Source organism: Stenotrophomonas sp., assembly GCF_035634915.1.
Taxonomy (GTDB): domain Bacteria; phylum Pseudomonadota; class Gammaproteobacteria; order Xanthomonadales; family Xanthomonadaceae; genus Stenotrophomonas.
The window spans coordinates 198,845-217,175 of the sequence record NZ_DASQCB010000001.1 but is presented as its reverse complement, the minus strand read 5'-3'; the positions used below and the strand labels follow the sequence as shown (position 1 = coordinate 217,175).

General features: G+C 67.5%; 18 protein-coding genes. All 18 read left to right on the top strand.

Translation table 11 applies throughout. The features are described from left to right. Positions 1-84: 84 nt before the first annotated feature. The 18 genes from VER16_RS01010 to VER16_RS00925 all read left to right on the top strand — a co-directional run bounded on the left by VER16_RS01010 (position 85) and on the right by VER16_RS00925 (position 18,328). Entirely contained in the window at positions 85-852 is a 768-nt protein-coding gene (locus VER16_RS01010) for a hypothetical protein (protein WP_324805011.1), read from the top strand. Between the two features lie 83 nt (positions 853-935). Continuing rightward, on the top strand, positions 936-1,889 hold the full coding sequence (locus tag VER16_RS01005) for an acyl-CoA desaturase (protein WP_324805010.1): 954 nt from the start codon (positions 936-938) through the stop codon (positions 1,887-1,889). Between the two features lie 2 nt (positions 1,890-1,891). Beyond that, positions 1,892-3,169 (top strand): NAD(P)/FAD-dependent oxidoreductase, encoded by a 1,278-nt coding sequence (locus VER16_RS01000; protein WP_324805009.1) that lies wholly within the window; start codon positions 1,892-1,894, stop codon positions 3,167-3,169. Beyond that, entirely contained in the window at positions 3,166-3,933 is a 768-nt protein-coding gene (locus tag VER16_RS00995; protein ID WP_324805008.1) for a DUF1365 domain-containing protein, read from the top strand. The genes VER16_RS01000 and VER16_RS00995 overlap by 4 nt, the downstream gene beginning before the upstream one ends. Continuing rightward, positions 3,930-5,189 carry a cyclopropane-fatty-acyl-phospholipid synthase family protein gene (locus VER16_RS00990; protein ID WP_324805007.1) on the top strand — a complete coding sequence of 420 codons (1,260 nt, stop codon included), beginning with the start codon at positions 3,930-3,932 and terminating at the stop codon, positions 5,187-5,189. The genes VER16_RS00995 and VER16_RS00990 overlap by 4 nt, the downstream gene beginning before the upstream one ends. A gap of 1 nt (position 5,190) precedes the next feature. Then, positions 5,191-5,751 (top strand): DUF2878 domain-containing protein, encoded by a 561-nt coding sequence (locus VER16_RS00985; protein ID WP_324805006.1) that lies wholly within the window; start codon positions 5,191-5,193, stop codon positions 5,749-5,751. Next, on the top strand, positions 5,748-6,539 hold the full coding sequence (locus VER16_RS00980; protein ID WP_324805005.1) for a DUF1295 domain-containing protein: 792 nt from the start codon (positions 5,748-5,750) through the stop codon (positions 6,537-6,539). Before VER16_RS00985 ends, VER16_RS00980 begins: the two co-directional genes overlap by 4 nt. Then, a complete protein-coding gene (locus tag VER16_RS00975) occupies positions 6,536-7,609 on the top strand; it encodes a cyclopropane-fatty-acyl-phospholipid synthase family protein (protein ID WP_324805004.1) in 1,074 nt (357 codons plus the stop codon). Before VER16_RS00980 ends, VER16_RS00975 begins: the two co-directional genes overlap by 4 nt. A gap of 13 nt (positions 7,610-7,622) precedes the next feature. Continuing rightward, entirely contained in the window at positions 7,623-8,156 is a 534-nt protein-coding gene (locus VER16_RS00970) for a lipocalin family protein (protein WP_324805003.1), read from the top strand. 73 nt (positions 8,157-8,229) lie between these two features. Continuing rightward, positions 8,230-8,493 carry a CD225/dispanin family protein gene (locus tag VER16_RS00965; RefSeq protein ID WP_324805002.1) on the top strand — a complete coding sequence of 88 codons (264 nt, stop codon included), beginning with the start codon at positions 8,230-8,232 and terminating at the stop codon, positions 8,491-8,493. 138 nt (positions 8,494-8,631) lie between these two features. Continuing rightward, positions 8,632-9,771 carry an SPFH domain-containing protein gene (locus VER16_RS00960; RefSeq protein ID WP_324805001.1) on the top strand — a complete coding sequence of 380 codons (1,140 nt, stop codon included), beginning with the start codon at positions 8,632-8,634 and terminating at the stop codon, positions 9,769-9,771. A gap of 21 nt (positions 9,772-9,792) precedes the next feature. Next, positions 9,793-11,145: a TFIIB-type zinc ribbon-containing protein gene (locus VER16_RS00955; RefSeq protein WP_324805000.1), complete on the top strand. Its 1,353-nt coding sequence runs from the start codon at positions 9,793-9,795 to the stop codon at positions 11,143-11,145. Beyond that, positions 11,142-11,402 carry a hypothetical protein gene (locus tag VER16_RS00950; protein WP_324804999.1) on the top strand — a complete coding sequence of 87 codons (261 nt, stop codon included), beginning with the start codon at positions 11,142-11,144 and terminating at the stop codon, positions 11,400-11,402. The genes VER16_RS00955 and VER16_RS00950 overlap by 4 nt, the downstream gene beginning before the upstream one ends. Before the next feature lie 103 nt (positions 11,403-11,505). Beyond that, positions 11,506-14,301 carry a PAS domain-containing hybrid sensor histidine kinase/response regulator gene (locus VER16_RS00945; protein ID WP_324804998.1) on the top strand — a complete coding sequence of 932 codons (2,796 nt, stop codon included), beginning with the start codon at positions 11,506-11,508 and terminating at the stop codon, positions 14,299-14,301. Positions 14,302-14,448: 147 nt separating this feature from the next. Beyond that, positions 14,449-15,075: an AprI/Inh family metalloprotease inhibitor gene (locus VER16_RS00940; protein WP_324804996.1), complete on the top strand. Its 627-nt coding sequence runs from the start codon at positions 14,449-14,451 to the stop codon at positions 15,073-15,075. A 74-nt stretch (positions 15,076-15,149) separates the two neighbouring features. Then, positions 15,150-16,100, top strand: coding sequence for a cation diffusion facilitator family transporter (locus VER16_RS00935; protein ID WP_324804994.1), 951 nt, complete (start codon positions 15,150-15,152; stop codon positions 16,098-16,100). 112 nt (positions 16,101-16,212) lie between these two features. Continuing rightward, positions 16,213-17,958 (top strand): PAS domain S-box protein, encoded by a 1,746-nt coding sequence (locus VER16_RS00930; RefSeq protein ID WP_324804993.1) that lies wholly within the window; start codon positions 16,213-16,215, stop codon positions 17,956-17,958. Positions 17,959-18,025: 67 nt separating this feature from the next. After that, the gene (locus tag VER16_RS00925; RefSeq protein ID WP_324804992.1) at positions 18,026-18,328 is read left to right on the top strand and encodes a hypothetical protein; all 303 of its coding nucleotides are present in this window, start codon (positions 18,026-18,028) and stop codon (positions 18,326-18,328) included. Positions 18,329-18,331 lie beyond the last annotated feature (3 nt).

Below are 18,331 nucleotides of genomic sequence, written 5' to 3'. Positions count from 1 at the left end.
AGGCCGGTTTGGATGCAGCGGCCGCACTGCATCCAGTTCCCGGCTCTGCGCGTATGCCGTGCAAGCCACTCCGCGAGGATCACCATGCATACCGCCGGCCTGCTGCTCCACCTCGCCACCGTGGCCAGCGCCGCGCCGCTGCTGTACAGCGAGGGCGTAGCCACCCTCAGCGACGGCACCCCGGCCTACCGCGAACTGCACTGGCGGCGCGAGGCGGCTGAGGGTTCCCCGCGCTGGGTGCAGTACCTGTGTCCGGATGGGCGTCCCTTCGCGCGCAAGACCCTGCCAGGCACCGCCCAAGCCCAGGCCCGGGGCTACCAGCTGCAGGATGGCCGCAGCGGCCAGGCCGCGCGCGTGGCCGTTGAAGGCAGCCAGATCCGCATCAACTGGAAGGAAAGCTCCGGCGAGCCCGAGCGGCAGGCACGTCTGGCCCTGCCACCGGGCGCGGTGATCGACGCCGGCTTCGATGCGGCGGTGCGCGCGCACTGGCAGGCCTTGATGCAGGGCGACGAGGTGCGCCTCCCGTTCCTGGTACCTGCGCGCCAGCGCTTCTATCCCGTCAGGGTGCGCCGCAGCGCTGCGGTGCGCTGGCAGGGCGTGCCGGCACAGGCCATCGAGGTCCGGCTGGACACCTGGTATGGCGCGGTAGCCCCGCGATTGTCGCTGGTCTATGCCGATGCCGACCGGCGGCTGCTGGAGTTCCGCGGCACCAGCAATCTGCGCGATGCAGGTGGCAGCTATCCGATCGTCACCGTCCGCTTCGCCATGCCCGCCGCCCCGCAGCCCGCGGTGCAGTGGCAGCAGGCCTGGGCACAACCACTGGTGGCGAGCTGTGCCGTGACCGCCAGGTGAAAGCCCGCCGGATGCACCTGCGCTGCATCCAATTGACGCGCTGTCGCGTAGAGATGGACAGACACGCCTTCGAGACTTCGCCCATGTCCGCTGCCGCGCCCCTTCCACGACGACGTCAGCGCCTGCTGCGCACCCTGCGCCGGTGGTTCGACACCGACGCCGCCGCGGTCGAGGTGGAGACCGCGCAGCGCGGCCGCATCGACTGGCTGCGGGCGGTCCCGTTCGCCCTGCTGCACGTGGCCTGCCTGGGGGTGATCTGGGTGGGTGTGTCCTGGACCGCAGTGCTGGTAGCGCTGGCCCTGTATGCGGTCCGCATGTTTGCAATCACCGGCTTCTACCATCGCTACTTCTCGCACCGCACGTTCCAGGCCTCCCGGCCGGTGCAGTTCGTCTTCGCCCTCATCGGCGCCGCCAGCGTGCAGCGCGGCCCGCTCTGGTGGGCCGCACATCACCGGCACCATCATCGCCACGCCGACCAGCCGCAGGATCCGCATTCGCCCAACGAGGGCGGATTCTGGCGCAGCCACATGGGCTGGTTCCTCACCCGCGAAGCCTTTGCCACCGATCTGAGCCGCGTACCGGACCTGGCGCGCTTTCCCGAGCTGCGCTGGCTGGACCGCTTCGACATCGCCGTGCCCGTGCTGCTGGCTGCGGGCCTGTATGCGCTCGGTGCGCTGCTGGAACGCGTGGCCCCCGGCCTGCACACCAGCGGCCCGCAGCTGCTGGTCTGGGGCTTCTTCATTTCCACCGTGGTGCTGTTCCACGCCACCGTCACCATCAACTCCCTGGCGCACCGCTTCGGCAGCCGCCGCTTCGAAACCCGCGATGACAGCCGCAACAACCTCTGGCTCGCGCTGCTGACCTTTGGCGAAGGCTGGCACAACAACCACCACTTCTTCCCCGGCACCGTCCGCCAGGGCTTCCGCTGGTGGGAAGTGGACCTGACCTGGTACGGACTGCGGCTGATGGCTGCCCTGGGCCTGGTCCACGGGCTCAAGCCGATACCCGGCTGGGTGCTGGCCAAGGCGAAGGACTGAGCATGCGCATCGCGGTCATCGGTTCGGGCATCGCAGGGCTGGCCAGCGCGTACTGGCTGGATGGCGAGCACGAAGTCACCCTGTATGAAGCCAACGACTACCTGGGCGGGCATACCCATACCCACCAGGTGGAGGTGGAGGGGCGCCAGCTGGCGGTGGATACCGGTTTCATCGTCTTCAATCCGCAGCACTACCCGTTGCTCAGCGCTCTGTTCGACGAGCTGGGCGTGGTCTCCCAGCCGACCACGATGAGCTTTTCGATGCACAGTGACCGCAGTGGCGTGGAGTACAACGCCACCTCGCTGGATGGCCTGTTCTGCCAGCGCCGCAACCTGGTGTCGCCGCGCTTCTGGGGCATGCTGGCCGACCTGCGCCGCTTCTACCGGGACGCACCGCTGCTGCTGGCCGGGGCCGAAGGCCCGACGCTGGGAGAGTATCTGCGCCAGCGGCGCTTCGGCGATGCATTCGTTGAGGAGCATCTGCTGCCGATGGCATCGGCGCTGTGGTCTTCGCCGACCGCCACCGTGCTGGATTTCCCGGCGCGCTACCTGGTGCAGTTCATGGCCAACCACCAGATGCTGCAGATGACCGGACGCCCGCCGTGGCGTGTGGTCAAGGGCGGCTCGGCGCGCTACGTGGACGCGCTGCGTGGGCGCTGGCGGGTGCATGAGCGGCTGGAAACACCGGTGCTGGCCATCGAGCGCATGCCGTGGGGCGCGCGCGTGCACAGCGCCGCCGGCATCGAGGGCTTCGACGAGGTGATCCTGGCCTGCCACAGTGACCAGGCCCTCGCGCTGCTGGCCGATGCTGACCCGGTTGAAAGCTCGGTGCTGGGCGCGATCCGCTACCAGCCCAACGAAGTCGTGCTGCACACCGATGCCTCCCTGCTGCCGCGCAACCGCAAGGCCTGGGCAGCGTGGAACGCCCACGTTCCGCAGGACCCGGCCGCGGCGTGCACGGTCAGCTACTGCATGAACCTGCTGCAGGGCCTGCCCGTCCAGACGCCGCTGGTGGTGACCCTCAACCGCAGCGATGCCATCGACCCGGCCAAGGTGCTGCACCGCCTGCACTATGCGCACCCGGTGCATGACCATGCCGCCGTGCGCGCGCAGCAGCGCTGGGGTGAAATCCAGGGCCATCGCCATACCTGGTTTGCCGGCGCCTACTGGGGCTGGGGGTTCCACGAGGATGGCATCGCCAGCGCACGGCGCATGGTCGATGCGCTGCGCACCCGCACCGGCATCGCATCGCCGCTGCGGCCGACCGAGATCACCGCATGACCGCCAGTGCGCTCTATGTCGGGCAGGTGCGGCATCGGCGGCACCATCCGCATGCACACGCCTTCCGCTACCCGGTGGCGCAGCTGCTGCTGGACCTGGACGAACTGGACACGATCTTTGCCGGGCGCTGGCTGTGGTCGGTCAACCGCCGCAACGTGGCTGAGTTCCGCCGCAGCGACTACCTGGGCGATGCGAAGGTGCCGCTGGCTGATGCCGTGCGCGACCATGCCGCGAGCGTGCTGGGCCGCCGCCCGCAGGGCCCGGTGCGCCTGCTGACCCACCTGCGCTTCGGCGGCCACGTATTCAACCCGGTCAGCTTCTACTACTGCTACCACGCTGATGGCAGCACCCTGGACTGCATCGTCGCCGACATCACCAACACCCCGTGGAAGGAACGGCACGCGTACGTGCTGGCGGTCGAGCAGGCGCAGCACGAAGGCGGCAGCCTGCGCTGGCAGTTCGACAAGTGCTTCCACGTGTCGCCCTTCATGCCGATGGACTGCCGCTACGACTGGCGCTTCAACGCTCCTGGCGAGGTGCTGCGCGTGCACATGCAGGTCTGGCGCGACGGCGTGCGCCAGTTCGATGCCACCCAGTCCATGCAGCGCCATCCGCTGGATGGCCGCGGCCTGGCGCGGGTGCTGCTGGCCTACCCGCTGATGACCGTGCAGGTGGTCGCCGCCATCCACTGGCACGCGCTGCGCCTGTGGCTCAAACGCAACCCTGTGCACGACCACCCTTCCCTTGCCGAGAAACCGCGATGAACAACCTGACGCCTTCGGTGGCCCTGCCCCGTGCCAGTGCACTGGACGCCTTCCTGCGCCGTCGCCTGCTGGCCCAGCTGGCCCCGTTGCGCCACGGCCAGCTGCGCGTCCGCGATGCCTTCGGCGAGGTGCTGCTGGGGGATGGCCAGGGGCCGCTGCAGGCCACGGTGGCCATCGACGACCCGGCCTTCTACCGCAAGGTCGCCGCGCAGGGCAGCGTCGGCGCGGGCGAAAGCTACATCCACGGCGACTGGCGCTGCGATGACCTGGTCGCGCTGGTCCGCCTGCTGGTGCGCAACCGCGATCTGCTGGACGGCATGGAACGTGGCCCGGCGCGCGCGGCTGGCTGGCTGCTGCGCGGCTGGAACCGCCTGCGCCGCAACAGCCGCGAAGGCAGCCGTCGCAACATCGCCGCCCACTACGACCTCGGCAACGATTTCTTCGCCCTGTTCCTGTCACCGGACCTGATGTATTCCTCGGCCCTGTACGCCCACGCCGACGAAACGCTGGAGGTGGCTTCAGCACGCAAGCTGGACCGGATCTGCCAGCAGCTGCAGCTGCAGCCAGGTGACCGTGTGGTCGAGATCGGTACCGGTTGGGGCGGCTTTGCCGTGCATGCCGCCCGTCACTACGGCTGCCATGTCACCACCACCACCATCTCCGCCGAACAGCACGCACTGGCCGTGCAGCGCGTGCAGGACGCCGGCCTGCAGGAACAGGTGACCGTGCTGATGCAGGATTACCGCGACCTGCAGGGCCAGTTCGACAAGCTGGTCTCCATCGAGATGATCGAAGCCATCGGTGCGGAGTTCCTCGATACCTACATGGGCACCCTGCAGCGCCTGCTGAAACCCGATGGCCTGGCCCTGCTGCAGGCGATCACCATCGAGGACCATCGCTATGAGCAGGCCCGGCGCAGCGTGGACTACATCAAGCGCTTCGTGTTCCCCGGCAGCTTCATTCCCTCGATCAACGCGATCATGGCGGCCAAGACCCGGGCCAGCGACCTGCAGTTGATCGCCCAGCAGGATTTCGGCCACTCGTATGCACTGACCCTGCGCGCCTGGCGCCAACGCTTCCTGGCCCAGCGCGCCGCGGTGCTGGCGCAGGGCTTCGATGAACGTTTCTGCCGGCTGTGGGAGTTCTATCTGGCCTACTGCGAGGGCGGCTTCCTGGAGCGCTCCATCGGTGTATCGCACCTGCTGATGGCGCGGCCAGGCCATTGCACGGATGTCCCCAGCGGCGGTGGGCTCTGAGATGAAACGGACCTGGGCCAACCTGCTCGGCAACCAGCTGGTCTGGCTGTGCGCGGTGGCCGGTGCGGCGCGCGGCTGGCAATGGCCGGCGCTGCTGGCAGCAGCAATCTATGTCGCCAGCCAGCTGCTGACCAGCCCGGTGCCACGCGTGGACCTGCGGTTGCTGCTGCTTGCCCTTGCCTGTGCCTGGCTGGTGGATGGCACGGCGGCCGCCAGTGGCACCGTGCGCTATGCCGCCGCGCCGCTGGGCTGGGCACCGCCGCCGTGGATCATGGCGCTGTGGGCGGCGTTTGCAATGACACTCACCGGGTCCATGACCTTCCTGCAGTGGCATCGCCTGCTGCCTGTGATGTTCGGCCTGCTGCTGGCACCGCTGGCCTACCTGTCGGCATCGCGCGGCTTCGACGCCGTGCAGTTCAGCGCCCCCGCGTGGCGCGGTGTCGTGCTGCTCGGCGTGGGCTGGAGCATCACCCTGCCCCTGCTGTGCGCGCTGGCACGACGCGGCACCGGCCCTGCGGGAGTGGACGCACAGAAGGGCACACACAACGGAGCTTCCGCATGAACCTGCTCGGCTGGGTGCTGCTCTACGCGGTGCTGGTGATGTGCTGGGGCTGGGCGTGGCAGCGCCGCCACCGCAACATCGGCGTAGTCGACGTGCTGTGGGCCAAGGGCGTGGCCGCGGGCGCGCTGCTGCTGGCCTGGCTGGGCGACGGCGCGGTCCAGCCCCGCATCGCACTGGCCGTGCTCGGCGGCCTGTGGGGCGGCCGCCTGGCCCTGCATCTGTGGCACCGCGTGCGCAGTGAAGACGAGGACGGTCGCTACCGTTACCTGCGCGAACACTGGCACGGCCACCAAGGCAAGATCTTCGGCTTCTTCATGGCCCAGGCCCTGCTGGTGGTGCTGTTCGCGCTGCCGTTCCTGGCCGTGGCGCACAACCCGGCCACCGGCCATGGCGGCTGGATCGCCGCGGCGGTGGCGGTGTGGCTGCTCAGCGTTGGTGGCGAAGCACTGGCCGACCGCCAGCTCGCGCGCTTCCGCGCCGCCCCCGCCAACAAGGGCAAGACCTGCCGGCAGGGGCTGTGGCGCTACTCGCGGCACCCCAACTACTTCTTTGAATGGCTGCACTGGTTCACCTACGTGCTGCTGGCGGTCGGCTCGCCGCTGTGGTGGCTGGCGTGGTCTGGCCCGGTGGTGATGTATCTGTTCCTGCGCTACCTCAGCGGTGTGCCCTTCACCGAGAAACAGGCGCTGCGCAGCCGTGGCGAGGACTACCGCCAGTACCAGCGCAGCACCTCGATGTTCTTCCCGTGGTTCCCCCGCACTTCCCCTTCCCAGGACCGCACGCCATGAATGCCACCAGCACGCTGCACCCTCCCGTCCAGATTGAAGGCGGCCTGACCGGCTGGGCCGAGCGCGGCTGGATCCCGGACGCAGCCCTGCGCGCGGGCATCCGTCGCCTGTGCGCGCAGCGCCTGCAGGAGGAGGTCGAGGGCGGCCTGTCAGCACAGTCCGCGCGGTTCCAGCGACGCATCGCCGAACTGGCCGGCAGCCCGTTGGCGCTGCACGTCGATGCCGCCAACCGCCAGCACTATGAAGTGCCGGCCGCGTTCTTCCAGGCCTGTCTGGGCAAGCGGTTGAAGTACAGCAGCTGCTACTACCGCACCGGTCACGAAACGCTGGACCAGGCTGAAGAGGCGATGCTGGAACTGTATGGGCAGCGCGCGGGGCTTCGTGACGGCCAGGACATTCTCGAACTGGGTTGCGGCTGGGGTTCGCTGACCCTCTGGATGGCCGAGCGCTACCCGAATGCACGCATCACCGCGGTATCCAATTCGCACAGCCAGCGCGGGCACATCCTGGCCCAGTGCCAGGCACGTGGCCTGCGCAACGTCGAAGTGCTCACCCGCGACGTGAACCAGCTTGAGCTGCCGGCCGAGCGCTTCGACCGCTGCGTCTCGGTGGAGATGTTCGAACACGTGCGCAACTACCAGCAGCTGCTGCAGCGCATTGCCGGCTGGCTGCGCCCCGACGGCGCACTGTTCGTGCACATCTTCGCCCACCGCACGCTGATGTACCCGTTCGAGACCGAAGGCGATGACAACTGGATGGGCCGGCATTTCTTCACCGGTGGCCTGATGCCGGCCGCCGATACGCTGCTGCATTTCCAGCAGCACCTGCAGCTGGACCAGCGCTGGCTGCTGGATGGCACGCACTACCAGCGCACCGCCAACCACTGGCTGGACAACCAGGACGCCGCCCGCGCACAGCTGATGCCGGTGCTGCAGGCCACCTATGGCGAGGCGGCCGCGCGCATCTGGTGGCAGCGCTGGCGCATGTTCTGGATGGCCTGTGCCGAGCTGTTCGGCTACGACAACGGCCAGCAGTGGCTGGTCGCCCACTACCTGTTCCGCCCCCGCTGAAGGAGCCACGGCCATGCGCACCCTGCCCTTGCTTTCACTACTGGCCGTGGCCCTGTTCGGCAGCGGCTGCAGCAGCCAGGACACCCGGCCATTGCCACGTGCTGCGTCAGTGGACGTGCCGCGCTTCATGGGCGACTGGTACGTGATCGCCCACATCCCGTCCTGGCCCGAGCGCGAAGCCTTCGACGCCGTAGAAAGCTATTCCCTGCAGCCGGACGGCCGGATCCAGACCACGTTCACCTACCGCAAGGGCAGCTTCCAGGCGCCGTCCAAGCGCATGCATCCGGTGGGCCGGGTGGAAAAGGAAGGCGCCGGCGCAGTGTGGGGCATGCAGTTCATCTGGCCCATCCAGGCCGAGTACATCATCGCCTGGCTGGATGAGGACTATCAGCAGACGATCGTCGGGCGCAGCAAGCGCGACTACGTCTGGTACATGGCGCGCACGCCGCAGGTTTCACAGAAGGACTACCAGGCTGCGGTCGAGCGCATAGCCGCGATGGGGTATGACACCCGCAGACTACGACGGGTTCCGCAATCGGTACGCTGACCACGGTTGAATCCTTGGCCGCGACGTCTGCGCCGCTGCATAATGCCGCCTCCATCAAGGAGGAAACGTTTACATGGACAGTGCAGCAGCGAACACCCCACCCAGGGATTACCTTGGCCTGGCCATCCTGAGCATCTTCTGTGGCGTCTGGCCGCTCGGCATCGTCGCCACCGTTTACGCCAGCAGGACTTCAGGACTCAATGCCGCCGGCCAGAACGACCTGGCCGCGATCACCTCGCGCAAAGCGCTTCGCTGGATGATCGCGTCCTTCGTAACCCTGCCGGCCCTGCTCGTCGTGCTGGTGGCCTACGCGCTGATCAAGCGGGCCATGATCTGACGCCTGCGGGCTGCACGGACAGTCACGCGCCCTGCATGAATGGGCACCCCTGGCAGCGCTGGCGAGGCACCGCCCTGCTCCTCTATAGTCAGCCGACGACAGGCGCGGTGCCTGTCCGGCAACCACAGGGAGCAGGTCATGGGTCTGGTACAGGCAGTGAAGGGTGCGGTGGGCGGTGTTCTGGCCGACCAGTGGAAAGACTTCTACACCGTACCGACGGGCCTGCCGTCGACCGCGGCGCTGTTTGCGGCCGTGCCACAGGGCACCAATGCCGGCCGTGGCTCGAACACCAGCGGCTCGTCCAACATCATCAGCAACGGCTCGAAGATCGTCGTGCCCGAAGGCTACGGCCTGCTGCTGTTCCAGGACGGCGCGATCACCGCCTTCGTGGCCGAGCCGGGTGGCTACGAGTGGCGCTCGGACGACCTGAACTCGCAGTCGATCTTCGCCGGCGACGGCCTGGTCAGCACCTTCATCAAGCAGAGCTGGGAACGCTTCAAGTTCGGCGGGCAGCCGGGCTCGCAGCAGGCCGCCTTCTTCGTTTCGCTGAAGGAACTGCCGGACAACCGCTTCGGCACCCAGTCGGAAATCTACTGGGACGATGCCTTCCTCAACACCCAGGTCGGCGCGGTCACCCGTGGCTCGTACACGCTGAAGATCGTCGACCCGATCCTGTTCGTGAAGAACTTCGTGCCGGCCAGCTACCTGCGCCCGGGCCAGGTGTTCGACTTCACCGACATGGACAATGCCGCCGCCACCCAGCTGTTCAATGAAGTGGTGGGTTCGCTGGCACCGGCCTTCAGCCTGTACAGCAACGACCCTTCCAAGGGCAACCGCATCACCAAGCTGCAGCAGGATTCAATCGGCTTCGCCCAGAGCCTGTCGGCCGCCGTCGAGCAGGCCTACCAGTGGAAGTCCGACCGTGGCCTGGCCATCGTCAAGACCGCCATCGTCTCGATCGAGTACGACGCCAACACCCGTGAACTGCTGAAGACCGTGCAGCGCGCCGATGCGCTGTCCGGTTCGCGCGGCAATTCCAACCTGCAGGCCAGCGTGGCCCAGGGCATCCAGTCGGCCGGCGAAAACGGCGGCGCGGCCGGCCTGGTCGGCGTCGGCATGGCCTCGGGCATGTTCGGTGCAGGCAGCCTGCAGCAGCCAACGGCACCGGCCGCCGATGATCCGGTGGCCAAGCTGAAGAAGGCCAAGGAGATGCTGGACCTGGGCCTGATCACCCAGAGCGATTACGACGCACTGAAGGCCAAGGCACTGGGCCTGTAACACGCAGGACGCGCAGACACCATGTCCGACCCCAGAAACGATCCACCGCCGCTGCCCCAGGCTGCTCCCGCTTCACCCCCGCCACTGCCGGCGGCGAAGCTGGATGGCCCGGGGTCACCGCAGGACGTCCCGCCCCTGCCCGGCAGCTTCCCGCTGGATACCAGCACGTTGCCGCAGGCCATCCGCGATGAAGTCGAAGCCCCCGATCCGCTGGCCATTGACACCTCGGCCAGCGAGCTGAAGGACGGGCTGAACCGCTGCCCGAAGTGCGGCGCCACCGATATCCGCCCCAGGCTCGGCACCGACATCCTGGTCTGCCAGTACTGCCGCCATGAATGGCATGGCGCGCGGGTGGAGGAGGAGTTCGGCCTGGGCGACGCGCTGGACCAGCTGCAGGGCACGGTGGTTGCCTCCGGTGCGCGCGACATCGATGCCGACGCGTCGGCGCTGATGACCTTCAAATGCACCGGCTGTGGCGCCGAGGTCACCGTCAATACCGAAAGCACCATGACCGCGCGCTGCCACTGGTGCCGCCACGTGTTCGGCGTCAACGAGCAGATCAGCAATGGCGCCGTGCCCGATGCGGTATTGCCCTTCCATATCAAGAAGGACGATGCGGTCGCACGCATCCGCCAGTTCGTCGACAAGCGGCGGATGTTCGCGCTGAAGGCCTTCAAGGACCAGTTCACCCCGGAAAACGTGGTGGGTGTGTACCTGCCCTACATGATCGTGGACAGCAATGTCAGCGCGGCCGTGGCCGGCAAGGGCGAGATCAAGACCCGCGAGTACACCCGCGGCACCGAGAAGAACAAGCAGACCTACTACGACGCCGACATCTACCAGGTCGAACGCCAGGTAGCGTTCACCGTCGATGACCTGCCGCTGGAGTCTTCAGCCGACCGCGGCAATCTGGACACGCGCACCAACACCAACAACATCATCAACACCATCCTGCCGTTCGATACCAAGAACGCGGTGAAGTGGAACGCGTCCTATCTGGCGGGCTTCACCTCCGAAAAGCGCAACCTGGATGTGGAAAAGCTGCGCCCGCGGCTGGAAGACCAGCTGCTGTCGATCGCCCGCGCGCAGGTGGAAGCCAGTGTGCGCCGTTACGACCGTGGCGTGCGCTGGGAACAGGAACAGCTGGAGGTGCACGGCAGCCGCTGGGTCTCGATGTACCTGCCGGTGTGGCTGTATTCCTACCACCAGCCCGGCGCCAATGGCGGCATGCTGCATTACATCGCGGTGAACGGCCGCACCGGTGAGACCATGGGCAGCGTGCCCGTGCAGCAGTGGAAGATGCTGCTGGCTGCACTGGCCACCGGTACGGTCATCGAAGGCCTCGCAATTGCATTCCTGGTGGCGACAACATGAGTGACGACAGTGGTCTCTGGTTGCTGGCGGCCGGCCCGGCCGGCGCAACAGCGCTTTACTGGGCGCTGTACCGCTATTACCGCAACACCGACAAATCGCATTCGTTCGAACATGAAACCGCGATTGACGCCAAGCCGGTCACCGGCTCGGACCGGCGTGTCGATTCAATCACCGGCACGCAGGAGCGGCGCGTTCGCGGCGACAACGTCTACGAATATCGCAAGCGCGTGATGCGGGTGAAACCCGACGGAAGTTGAGCCGGCACCACGCGGCCGTGACGCGCCCTTGATCTAGACTGGCGGCCCTTGATCTGCCTGTCACGGTCCGTGGCAGCCGATCGCCTGCCGTTCGAGATCGTTCGTGAACCAGCCTTCCGCTTCCCTGCCGCAGACCGCGCATGCCACCGAAAGCGTGAACATGGCCCTGGCCGCGGGTGCCATCGTCGGCACTTGGTTCTGGGATGTTCCGCGCGACCAGCTGACCGTCGACGAAGCATTGGCACGGGCGTTCGGCCTGGACCCGGCGCTGGCGCAGCGACGGCTGCAGCTGCATGACGTACTGGGCGCAGTTCATCCCGACGACCTGCCCGGCCTGATGGCGGCCATTGAACACGCCGTGCAGCACGGCGGCCGCTTTGCCCACCAGTACCGCACGCGCGACACCGATGGCGGGTACCACTGGCTGGAAAGCATCGGCCGCGTCGACCTGGACGAACACGGCAAGGCCAAGGGCTTTCCGGGCGTGCTCATCGACATCAGCGAGCGACTGCGCATCCAGGCCGAGCGCGACCAGGCGCAGGCCCTGCTGCGTTCGTTCGTTGAAGCCGCACCCGGCGTGATGTACGCCAAGGATCGCCAAGGGCGGCTGTTGATCGGCAACAGCGGCGCCTCCGAGCTGATCGGCCGCCCGCCCGCCGACTATGTCGGGCGCACCGATGCCGAACTGCTGGCCGATCCCGCACAGGCGGCTGCGGTCATGGCCACCGACGAGCGGATCATGGCCAGCGGCAAGGGCGAACAGCTGGAGGAAGAGATCAGTTTCGCCGATGGACGTCGCGCCTGGTGGCTGTCCACCAAGGCACCCTTGCGCAACGGTGACGGCGAAGTCATCGGCCTGGTGGGTACCTCGCTGGACATCACCGACCGCAAATCGGCCGAAGCCGAACGGCTCGACATCGAGGAGCGCTACCGGCTGGCTGCGCAGGCCACCAACGATGCCGTCTGGGACTGGCGCATGTCCGACGGCCATGTGGTCTGGAACGAGGCGCTGTGCAGCCTGTTCGGCCACCCGGTGATGGAGAGCAGCGCGCAGTGGTGGCTGGACCATATACATCCCGATGATCGTGACCGCATCGACCTCGACATCCACGCGGTCATCGACGGCGATGGCACCGCGTGGATCTCTGAGTACCGCTTCCGCCGGGCCGATGGCAGCTACGCAGACGTACTCGACCGTGGCGCGGTGCTGCGCGACGCCGATGGGCGCCCGCTGCGCATGATCGGGGCCATGCTCGACCTGTCCGGACGCAAGGCCGCCGAAGCCGCCCTGGCCGAGGGTGAGGAGCGCCTGCGCCTGGCGACCGAGGCCGGCGGGCTGGGTTTCTGGGATCTGGACATGCTGCAGGACACCCTGATCTGGCCGCCACGGACCAAGGCCATGTTCGGTATTTCCGCCAGCGCCGGGGTCAGCCTGGATGATTTCCGCAACGGCCTGCACCCCGATGACCGCCAGGCCACCCTGGCCAGCCTGGCTGCAACGGCCGATCCGCAGCTGCGCGCGAACTACGATGTGGAGTACCGCACGGTTGGCAAGGAAGATGGCATCGTGCGCTGGGTCGCGGCCAAAGGCCGCGGCATTTTCGAGGGCGGTCGCTGCGTGCGCATGCTCGGCGTGGCCATCGACATCACCGCACGCAAGGCCGCGGACGAACGCCTGCGGGAACTGAACGAACAGCTGGAAGCACGCGTGCGCGCTGAAGTGGCCGAACGCCTGCGGGTGGAGGATGCGCTGCGGCAGAGCCGCAAGATGGAGGCCGTGGGCCAGCTCAGTGGCGGCATCGCGCACGACTTCAACAACATGCTGGCCACGGTGATCGGTCCGCTGGACCTGCTGGCCCTGCGCATCGGCGACAGTGACGCACGCGCCGTGCGCTACATCGAAATGGCCCTGGATGGTGCCCAGCGCGCCGCCCAGCTGACCCAGCGGCTGCTGGCCTTCTCGCGCCAGCAACCGCTGCAGCCGGTGGCACTGGACGTCAACCATCTGGTTGCAGGCATGACCGACCTGCTGGTGCATTCGCTCGGCAGCAGCGTGATCCTGCAGACCGAGCTGGGCGGCGGCCAGTGGTGGACGCACGCCGATGCCAGCCAGCTGGAAAACGTGATTCTCAACCTGGCGGTAAACGCGCGCGATGCAATGCCTGGCGGTGGGCGGCTGAACCTGCAGACCAGCAACTGCCACGTCGACCTGGCCAATGCCCTTGAACACGACGGCGTTCCTGCCGGTGACTACGTCCGCATCACGGTGGCCGACACGGGCAGCGGGATGCCGCCGGAGGTGATGGCGCGCGCCTTCGATCCGTTCTTCACCACCAAACCGGTCGGCCAGGGCACCGGCCTGGGCCTGTCGCAGGTCTACGGCTTCGTGCAGCAGACCAGCGGCCATGTGCGCCTGCACTCGCTGCCCGGCGAAGGTACGACCGTGGCCATCTACCTGCCACGCCTGCTGGCCGAAGCGGACGCATTGCCCGCCACGCCCGCCGCGCCCGCTCCCCTGGCCGGGGGCGGCGCGGAGCAGATCCTGGTGGTGGACGATGATGCGGCGGTTCGCGCCTTCTCGGTGGATGCGTTGACCGAACTGGGCTACCAGGTGCTGTCGGCCGACGGCGCCGCCAGCGCCCTGCCGCTGCTGCAGGCCCATCCGGGCATCACCCTGCTGTTCACCGACGTGGTGATGCCGGGAATGAATGGCCGCCAGCTGGCCGATGAGGCACGGGCGCGCCACCCGCAGCTGAAGGTTCTGTTTGCCACCGGTAACAGCCGTAATGCCCTGGTCGACGACGGCGTGCTCGACGCGCACGTGCAGCTGATCGGCAAGCCGTTCACCATCGGCGAACTGGCCACACGGGTACGCGCGGTGCTGGCCGGCAGCAGCTGAGACCCGCTTGCGCCAGGCCAGGCGCAGCGGCCGCCTGTACACAGATTCCTCACACCGGGCCGCCAGCCCGGCGCTATCCTGCAGCCGCGCGGCAGGCTGCCGCCGCTCGGATCAACGGTTCGCGCAGTCCCAGACGAGGATCCCGGAATGGCCATACGCTTCCCGCATGCAGGGCTGCTGGCACTGTGCAGCCTTGCCCTGTCCGCCACGGCCGGGGCGCAGGACGCCTCTTTCGGCGCTGGCCAGTCCACCACCACGCAGTCGTCCAACCGCTCACAGACCAGCGAAACCACCCGATCAACCACCGGCAGTGGCCAGGACGATTCGGACTTCGCCAACATGGGCGCGGTGACCACCGAAACCACGACCACCGGCAGCGCGCATTCGGAGTCGCGCAGCCACAGCAGCGACGCCGAAGTGGACATCCGCTACCACGACGACAGCGACGATGACTGGCACAGCGGCCGCCACCACGAGCGCGGATCGGTACGTGACAGCGACCTGCCTGGTGACTGGACGCTGGGCCAGGAAAACGGCAGCAGCTGCACCATCACCCTGAAGGACAGCCAGTGGTTTGGCGGCTACGGCGCCTGGGTGCCGGCGGGGTGCCCGGATGGCTTCTTCGCCGTCAACCGCTGGCTGCTGTCGGGAAACGAGCTGCTGCTGACCGATACCAACAACCAGGTCATCGGGCGCTTCCGACAGGGCGGTGGCGGGCGCTGGTCAGGCCGACGCGAGTCGGATGGCAGCCGCATCTACCTCAATCCCAGGTAGCACCGGGCGAGCCGTAGACACGCTGCGGACACCCGGCATCGCACCATCAGCGCTCGCCTCCATCGATACCGCACATGGCCGCTCCCACAGGCTCCCGCCTGGTCGTCTACGCAGCGCTGCTCGGCAACCTCGCCATCGCCATCGCCAAATTCATTGCTGCCGGCATCTCCGGCAGCTCGGCCATGCTCAGTGAAGGCGTGCACTCGCTGGTCGATACGCTCAACGAGGTCCTGCTGCTGTACGGCCTGCACCGCTCGGAGAAGCAGCCCGATACGCTGCACCCCTTCGGTTACGGGCGTGAGCTGTATTTCTGGAGCTTCATCGTCGCCCTGCTGGTATTCGCTGCCGGTGCGGGCGTCTCGGCCTACGAGGGCGTCCAGCACATCCGCCATCCGCAACCGGCCAGCAACCATGCGCTCAGTTACACCGTACTGGGAGTGTCCATGCTGTTCGAGGGGACCTCGTGGTACATCGCCCTGCGCGAGTTCCGCCGCAGCAAGGGACGAATGGGCTACTTCGAAGCCTTCCGGCGCAGCAAGGATCCTTCCACCTTCACCGTGCTGCTGGAAGACAGTGCGGCACTGCTCGGCCTGGGTTTCGCCTTCGCCGGCCTGCTGGCCGCCCAGCTGCTGGACATGCCGGTCCTGGACGGGGTGGCTTCGCTGTGCATCGCCGCCGTTCTCGCCGTCACCGCCTTCCTGCTGGCGCGGGAAACCAAGGGCCTGCTGGTGGGCGAGCCGGCGCACCCGGCGGTGGCGCAGCGGATCATGGCCGTGGCGGTTACCGATCCTGACCTGCGGCGTGCCAATGGCGTGACCACCCTGCAGATGGGCCCGGAACAAGTGGTGGCCATGCTCAGCGCGGAATTCGAGGACGACCGCCGCACGCCGCAGATTGAAGCCTGCATCACCCGTATCGAGACCGCGGTCAAGAAAGAATTTCCCGAACTGGTGGCCCTGTTCGTCAAGCCACAGACTCCGGAAGTCTTCGCAGCGCGGCAGGCGGCACTGAAGCGCAACAGCTGAGCCGCGCGATCAGGCATCACGGCAGCATCACGAAAAAACGCATCGCGCTAACAATTGCCACTCTAGCGTAGGCCTCGCCCCGCCCTTCCCCGAAGAAGCCAGCGCGCACACCATGGATGAAGCTTTCCGACTCTGCGAGATCGACCGCCTGGGCGTGCTCGACACGCCCTCTGAGCCCGTCTTCGATGCCATCGTGGCCGCCGCCCGGGCAGCGACTGGCATGCCGATGGGGTTGATTTCCATCGTTGCCGAACACCGGCAATGGTTCAAAGCCAACATCGGCCTGCCCGGAACCAGCGAAACGCCACGCGACATCTCGTTCTGCACCCACGCCATCGAGCAGGATGCGCTGATGGAGATCCCCGACGCGCGCCAGGACCCGCTGTTCGCTGGCAACCCGCTGGTCACCTCCGGGCCGCGCATCCGCCATTACGCCGGCATTCCGCTGGGCACAGCGCACGGTGCCCGCATCGGCACCCTGTGCCTGCTGGACACCCTGCCGGGCGTACTCTCGCCCTCCCAGCGCGAACTGATGGTGCATCTGGGGCGGGTAACCACCCAGGCGCTGGAACAGCGCGCGGCGCTGCTGCACAAGGTTGAACAGGCCCAGCGCCTGCACAGCGAACTCAAGCGCAGCGAGGATTTCCTCGAGCGCACCAATACCGCAGCCAAGGTTGGTGGCTGGGAGCTGGACCTGACCAGCAACGAGGTCCGCTGGACCCGCGAGACCAAGCAGATCCACGGCGTGCGCTCCAGCTACCAGCCCACCCTGGACAGTGCGCTGTCGTTCTACCGCGAGGACAGCCGGGCGATCATCCAGGCTTCGGTGCAGCGTGGCATCGACGCCGGCACTCCATGGGAGGTGCAGTTGCCGATGACCACCGCCGATGGCCGCGCGATCTGGACCCGGGTGGTCGGCAGCCGCCAGCAGGTGGAAGGCCGGCCGCGCCTGGTGGGGGCCATCCAGGACATCACCGAGGAACGCGCGGTGCTGGACGCGCTGGAGGCCAGTGAAGTGCGTTACCGGCGGCTGTTCCACTACAGCCTGGGGCTGATCTGTACGCACACCCTGGACGGCACGCTCACCTCGGTGAACCCGGCGGCCGTGCAGTCGTTGGGCTATCCCGAAAGCCAGATGGTCGGGCGCAGCCTCTGCGACCTGATGCCGCCCGAGCGGCGCGAGGCATTCAATGCCTATCTGTCGCGGATCGAGGTCAACCACACCGATGCCGGCGTCATCGAACTGATTGCCGCCGATGGTGGCCGCCGCTACTGGGCGTATCACAACGTGCTGGACAGCGAAGCGCATCCGCCCTTCGTGCTGGGCCATGCGCAGGATGTGACGGCCCTGCGCCAACAGGAGGAGCGCCTGCGCGAACTGTCACAACGCGACCCGCTCACGCTCTGCCACAACCGGCGCTACCTGCACCGGCTGGAGCAGCTCGATACCGAATCCTGGGCCTGCGTGGTGTTCGACCTCGACCACTTCAAGCAGGTCAACGATACCCAGGGGCATCGCCGCGGCGACACCATCCTCGTCGAATTCGCTGCTTTCCTGCGCTCTCCGCTGGGAGCAGGTGAAAGCGAAGTGAGGCTGGGCGGCGATGAGTTCATGGTCGTGCTGATCCAGCCGGCAGAGGCGCGGCTGCAGGCGCTGCTCGACTGGTACCAGGGCAACGCGGCGCTTGCCCCGATCGCATTCTCGATGGGCGCGGCGGCCCACGCGCGCGGCGAGGCGGTGGCCGACACCATCCATCGTGCCGACAGCGACCTGTATGGCGCCCGCGATCGCGTGCGGCGTGGCCGCCGCGCTGGCGGGCACGCCAAGGCTGCGCCATCGACGTCCACACCGGATTGAGCCTTCCATCACGTCCTGCAGCCGCTGCGGCAGGCACGCTGTCCGCACGTTCCACGGAGACAATGGCATGCCCAATACCGGTCGCTTTTTCGTCCTGGCCCTGGATGCAGACAGGGATCCGGCAGGGGCCATCGTGCAGATCCGGTCCATGGCGCTGCGCTGCGAGGCGTGTGGTGAGGTCACCCGCGCCGCGGACGCGCAGATCGCCCATCTGGAAGGGGGCACCATTCTCGCCTGTGTCCACTGCGGGGCCACCCAGGCCGTGGCCAATGCACGCTTGGAGGAATGCGATAACGTAATGGCCGTTACCTCCACCACCGCCTCGCTCGCCACCTCCCCGCCCACACCTGGCGGGCGCGGGCGTGGCTGACGT

Bases quoted from the DNA above. Each gene is read 5' to 3' on its own strand.
- VER16_RS00990 (WP_324805007.1), top strand. From the start codon at position 3,930: ATGAACAACCTGACGCCTTCGGTGGCCCTGCCCCGTGCCAGTGCACTG.
- VER16_RS01000 (WP_324805009.1), top strand. From the start codon at position 1,892: ATGCGCATCGCGGTCATCGGTTCGGGCATCGCAGGGCTGGCCAGCGCG.
- VER16_RS00925 (WP_324804992.1), top strand. From the start codon at position 18,026: ATGCCCAATACCGGTCGCTTTTTCGTCCTGGCCCTGGATGCAGACAGG.
- VER16_RS00980 (WP_324805005.1), top strand. From the start codon at position 5,748: ATGAACCTGCTCGGCTGGGTGCTGCTCTACGCGGTGCTGGTGATGTGC.
- VER16_RS01010 (WP_324805011.1), top strand. From the start codon at position 85: ATGCATACCGCCGGCCTGCTGCTCCACCTCGCCACCGTGGCCAGCGCC.
- VER16_RS00965 (WP_324805002.1), top strand. From the start codon at position 8,230: ATGGACAGTGCAGCAGCGAACACCCCACCCAGGGATTACCTTGGCCTG.
- VER16_RS00940 (WP_324804996.1), top strand. From the start codon at position 14,449: ATGGCCATACGCTTCCCGCATGCAGGGCTGCTGGCACTGTGCAGCCTT.
- VER16_RS00995 (WP_324805008.1), top strand. From the start codon at position 3,166: ATGACCGCCAGTGCGCTCTATGTCGGGCAGGTGCGGCATCGGCGGCAC.
- VER16_RS00955 (WP_324805000.1), top strand. From the start codon at position 9,793: ATGTCCGACCCCAGAAACGATCCACCGCCGCTGCCCCAGGCTGCTCCC.
- VER16_RS00935 (WP_324804994.1), top strand. From the start codon at position 15,150: ATGGCCGCTCCCACAGGCTCCCGCCTGGTCGTCTACGCAGCGCTGCTC.
- VER16_RS00970 (WP_324805003.1), top strand. From the start codon at position 7,623: ATGCGCACCCTGCCCTTGCTTTCACTACTGGCCGTGGCCCTGTTCGGC.
- VER16_RS00950 (WP_324804999.1), top strand. From the start codon at position 11,142: ATGAGTGACGACAGTGGTCTCTGGTTGCTGGCGGCCGGCCCGGCCGGC.
- VER16_RS01005 (WP_324805010.1), top strand. From the start codon at position 936: ATGTCCGCTGCCGCGCCCCTTCCACGACGACGTCAGCGCCTGCTGCGC.
- VER16_RS00975 (WP_324805004.1), top strand. From the start codon at position 6,536: ATGAATGCCACCAGCACGCTGCACCCTCCCGTCCAGATTGAAGGCGGC.
- VER16_RS00960 (WP_324805001.1), top strand. From the start codon at position 8,632: ATGGGTCTGGTACAGGCAGTGAAGGGTGCGGTGGGCGGTGTTCTGGCC.
- VER16_RS00930 (WP_324804993.1), top strand. From the start codon at position 16,213: ATGGATGAAGCTTTCCGACTCTGCGAGATCGACCGCCTGGGCGTGCTC.
- VER16_RS00985 (WP_324805006.1), top strand. From the start codon at position 5,191: ATGAAACGGACCTGGGCCAACCTGCTCGGCAACCAGCTGGTCTGGCTG.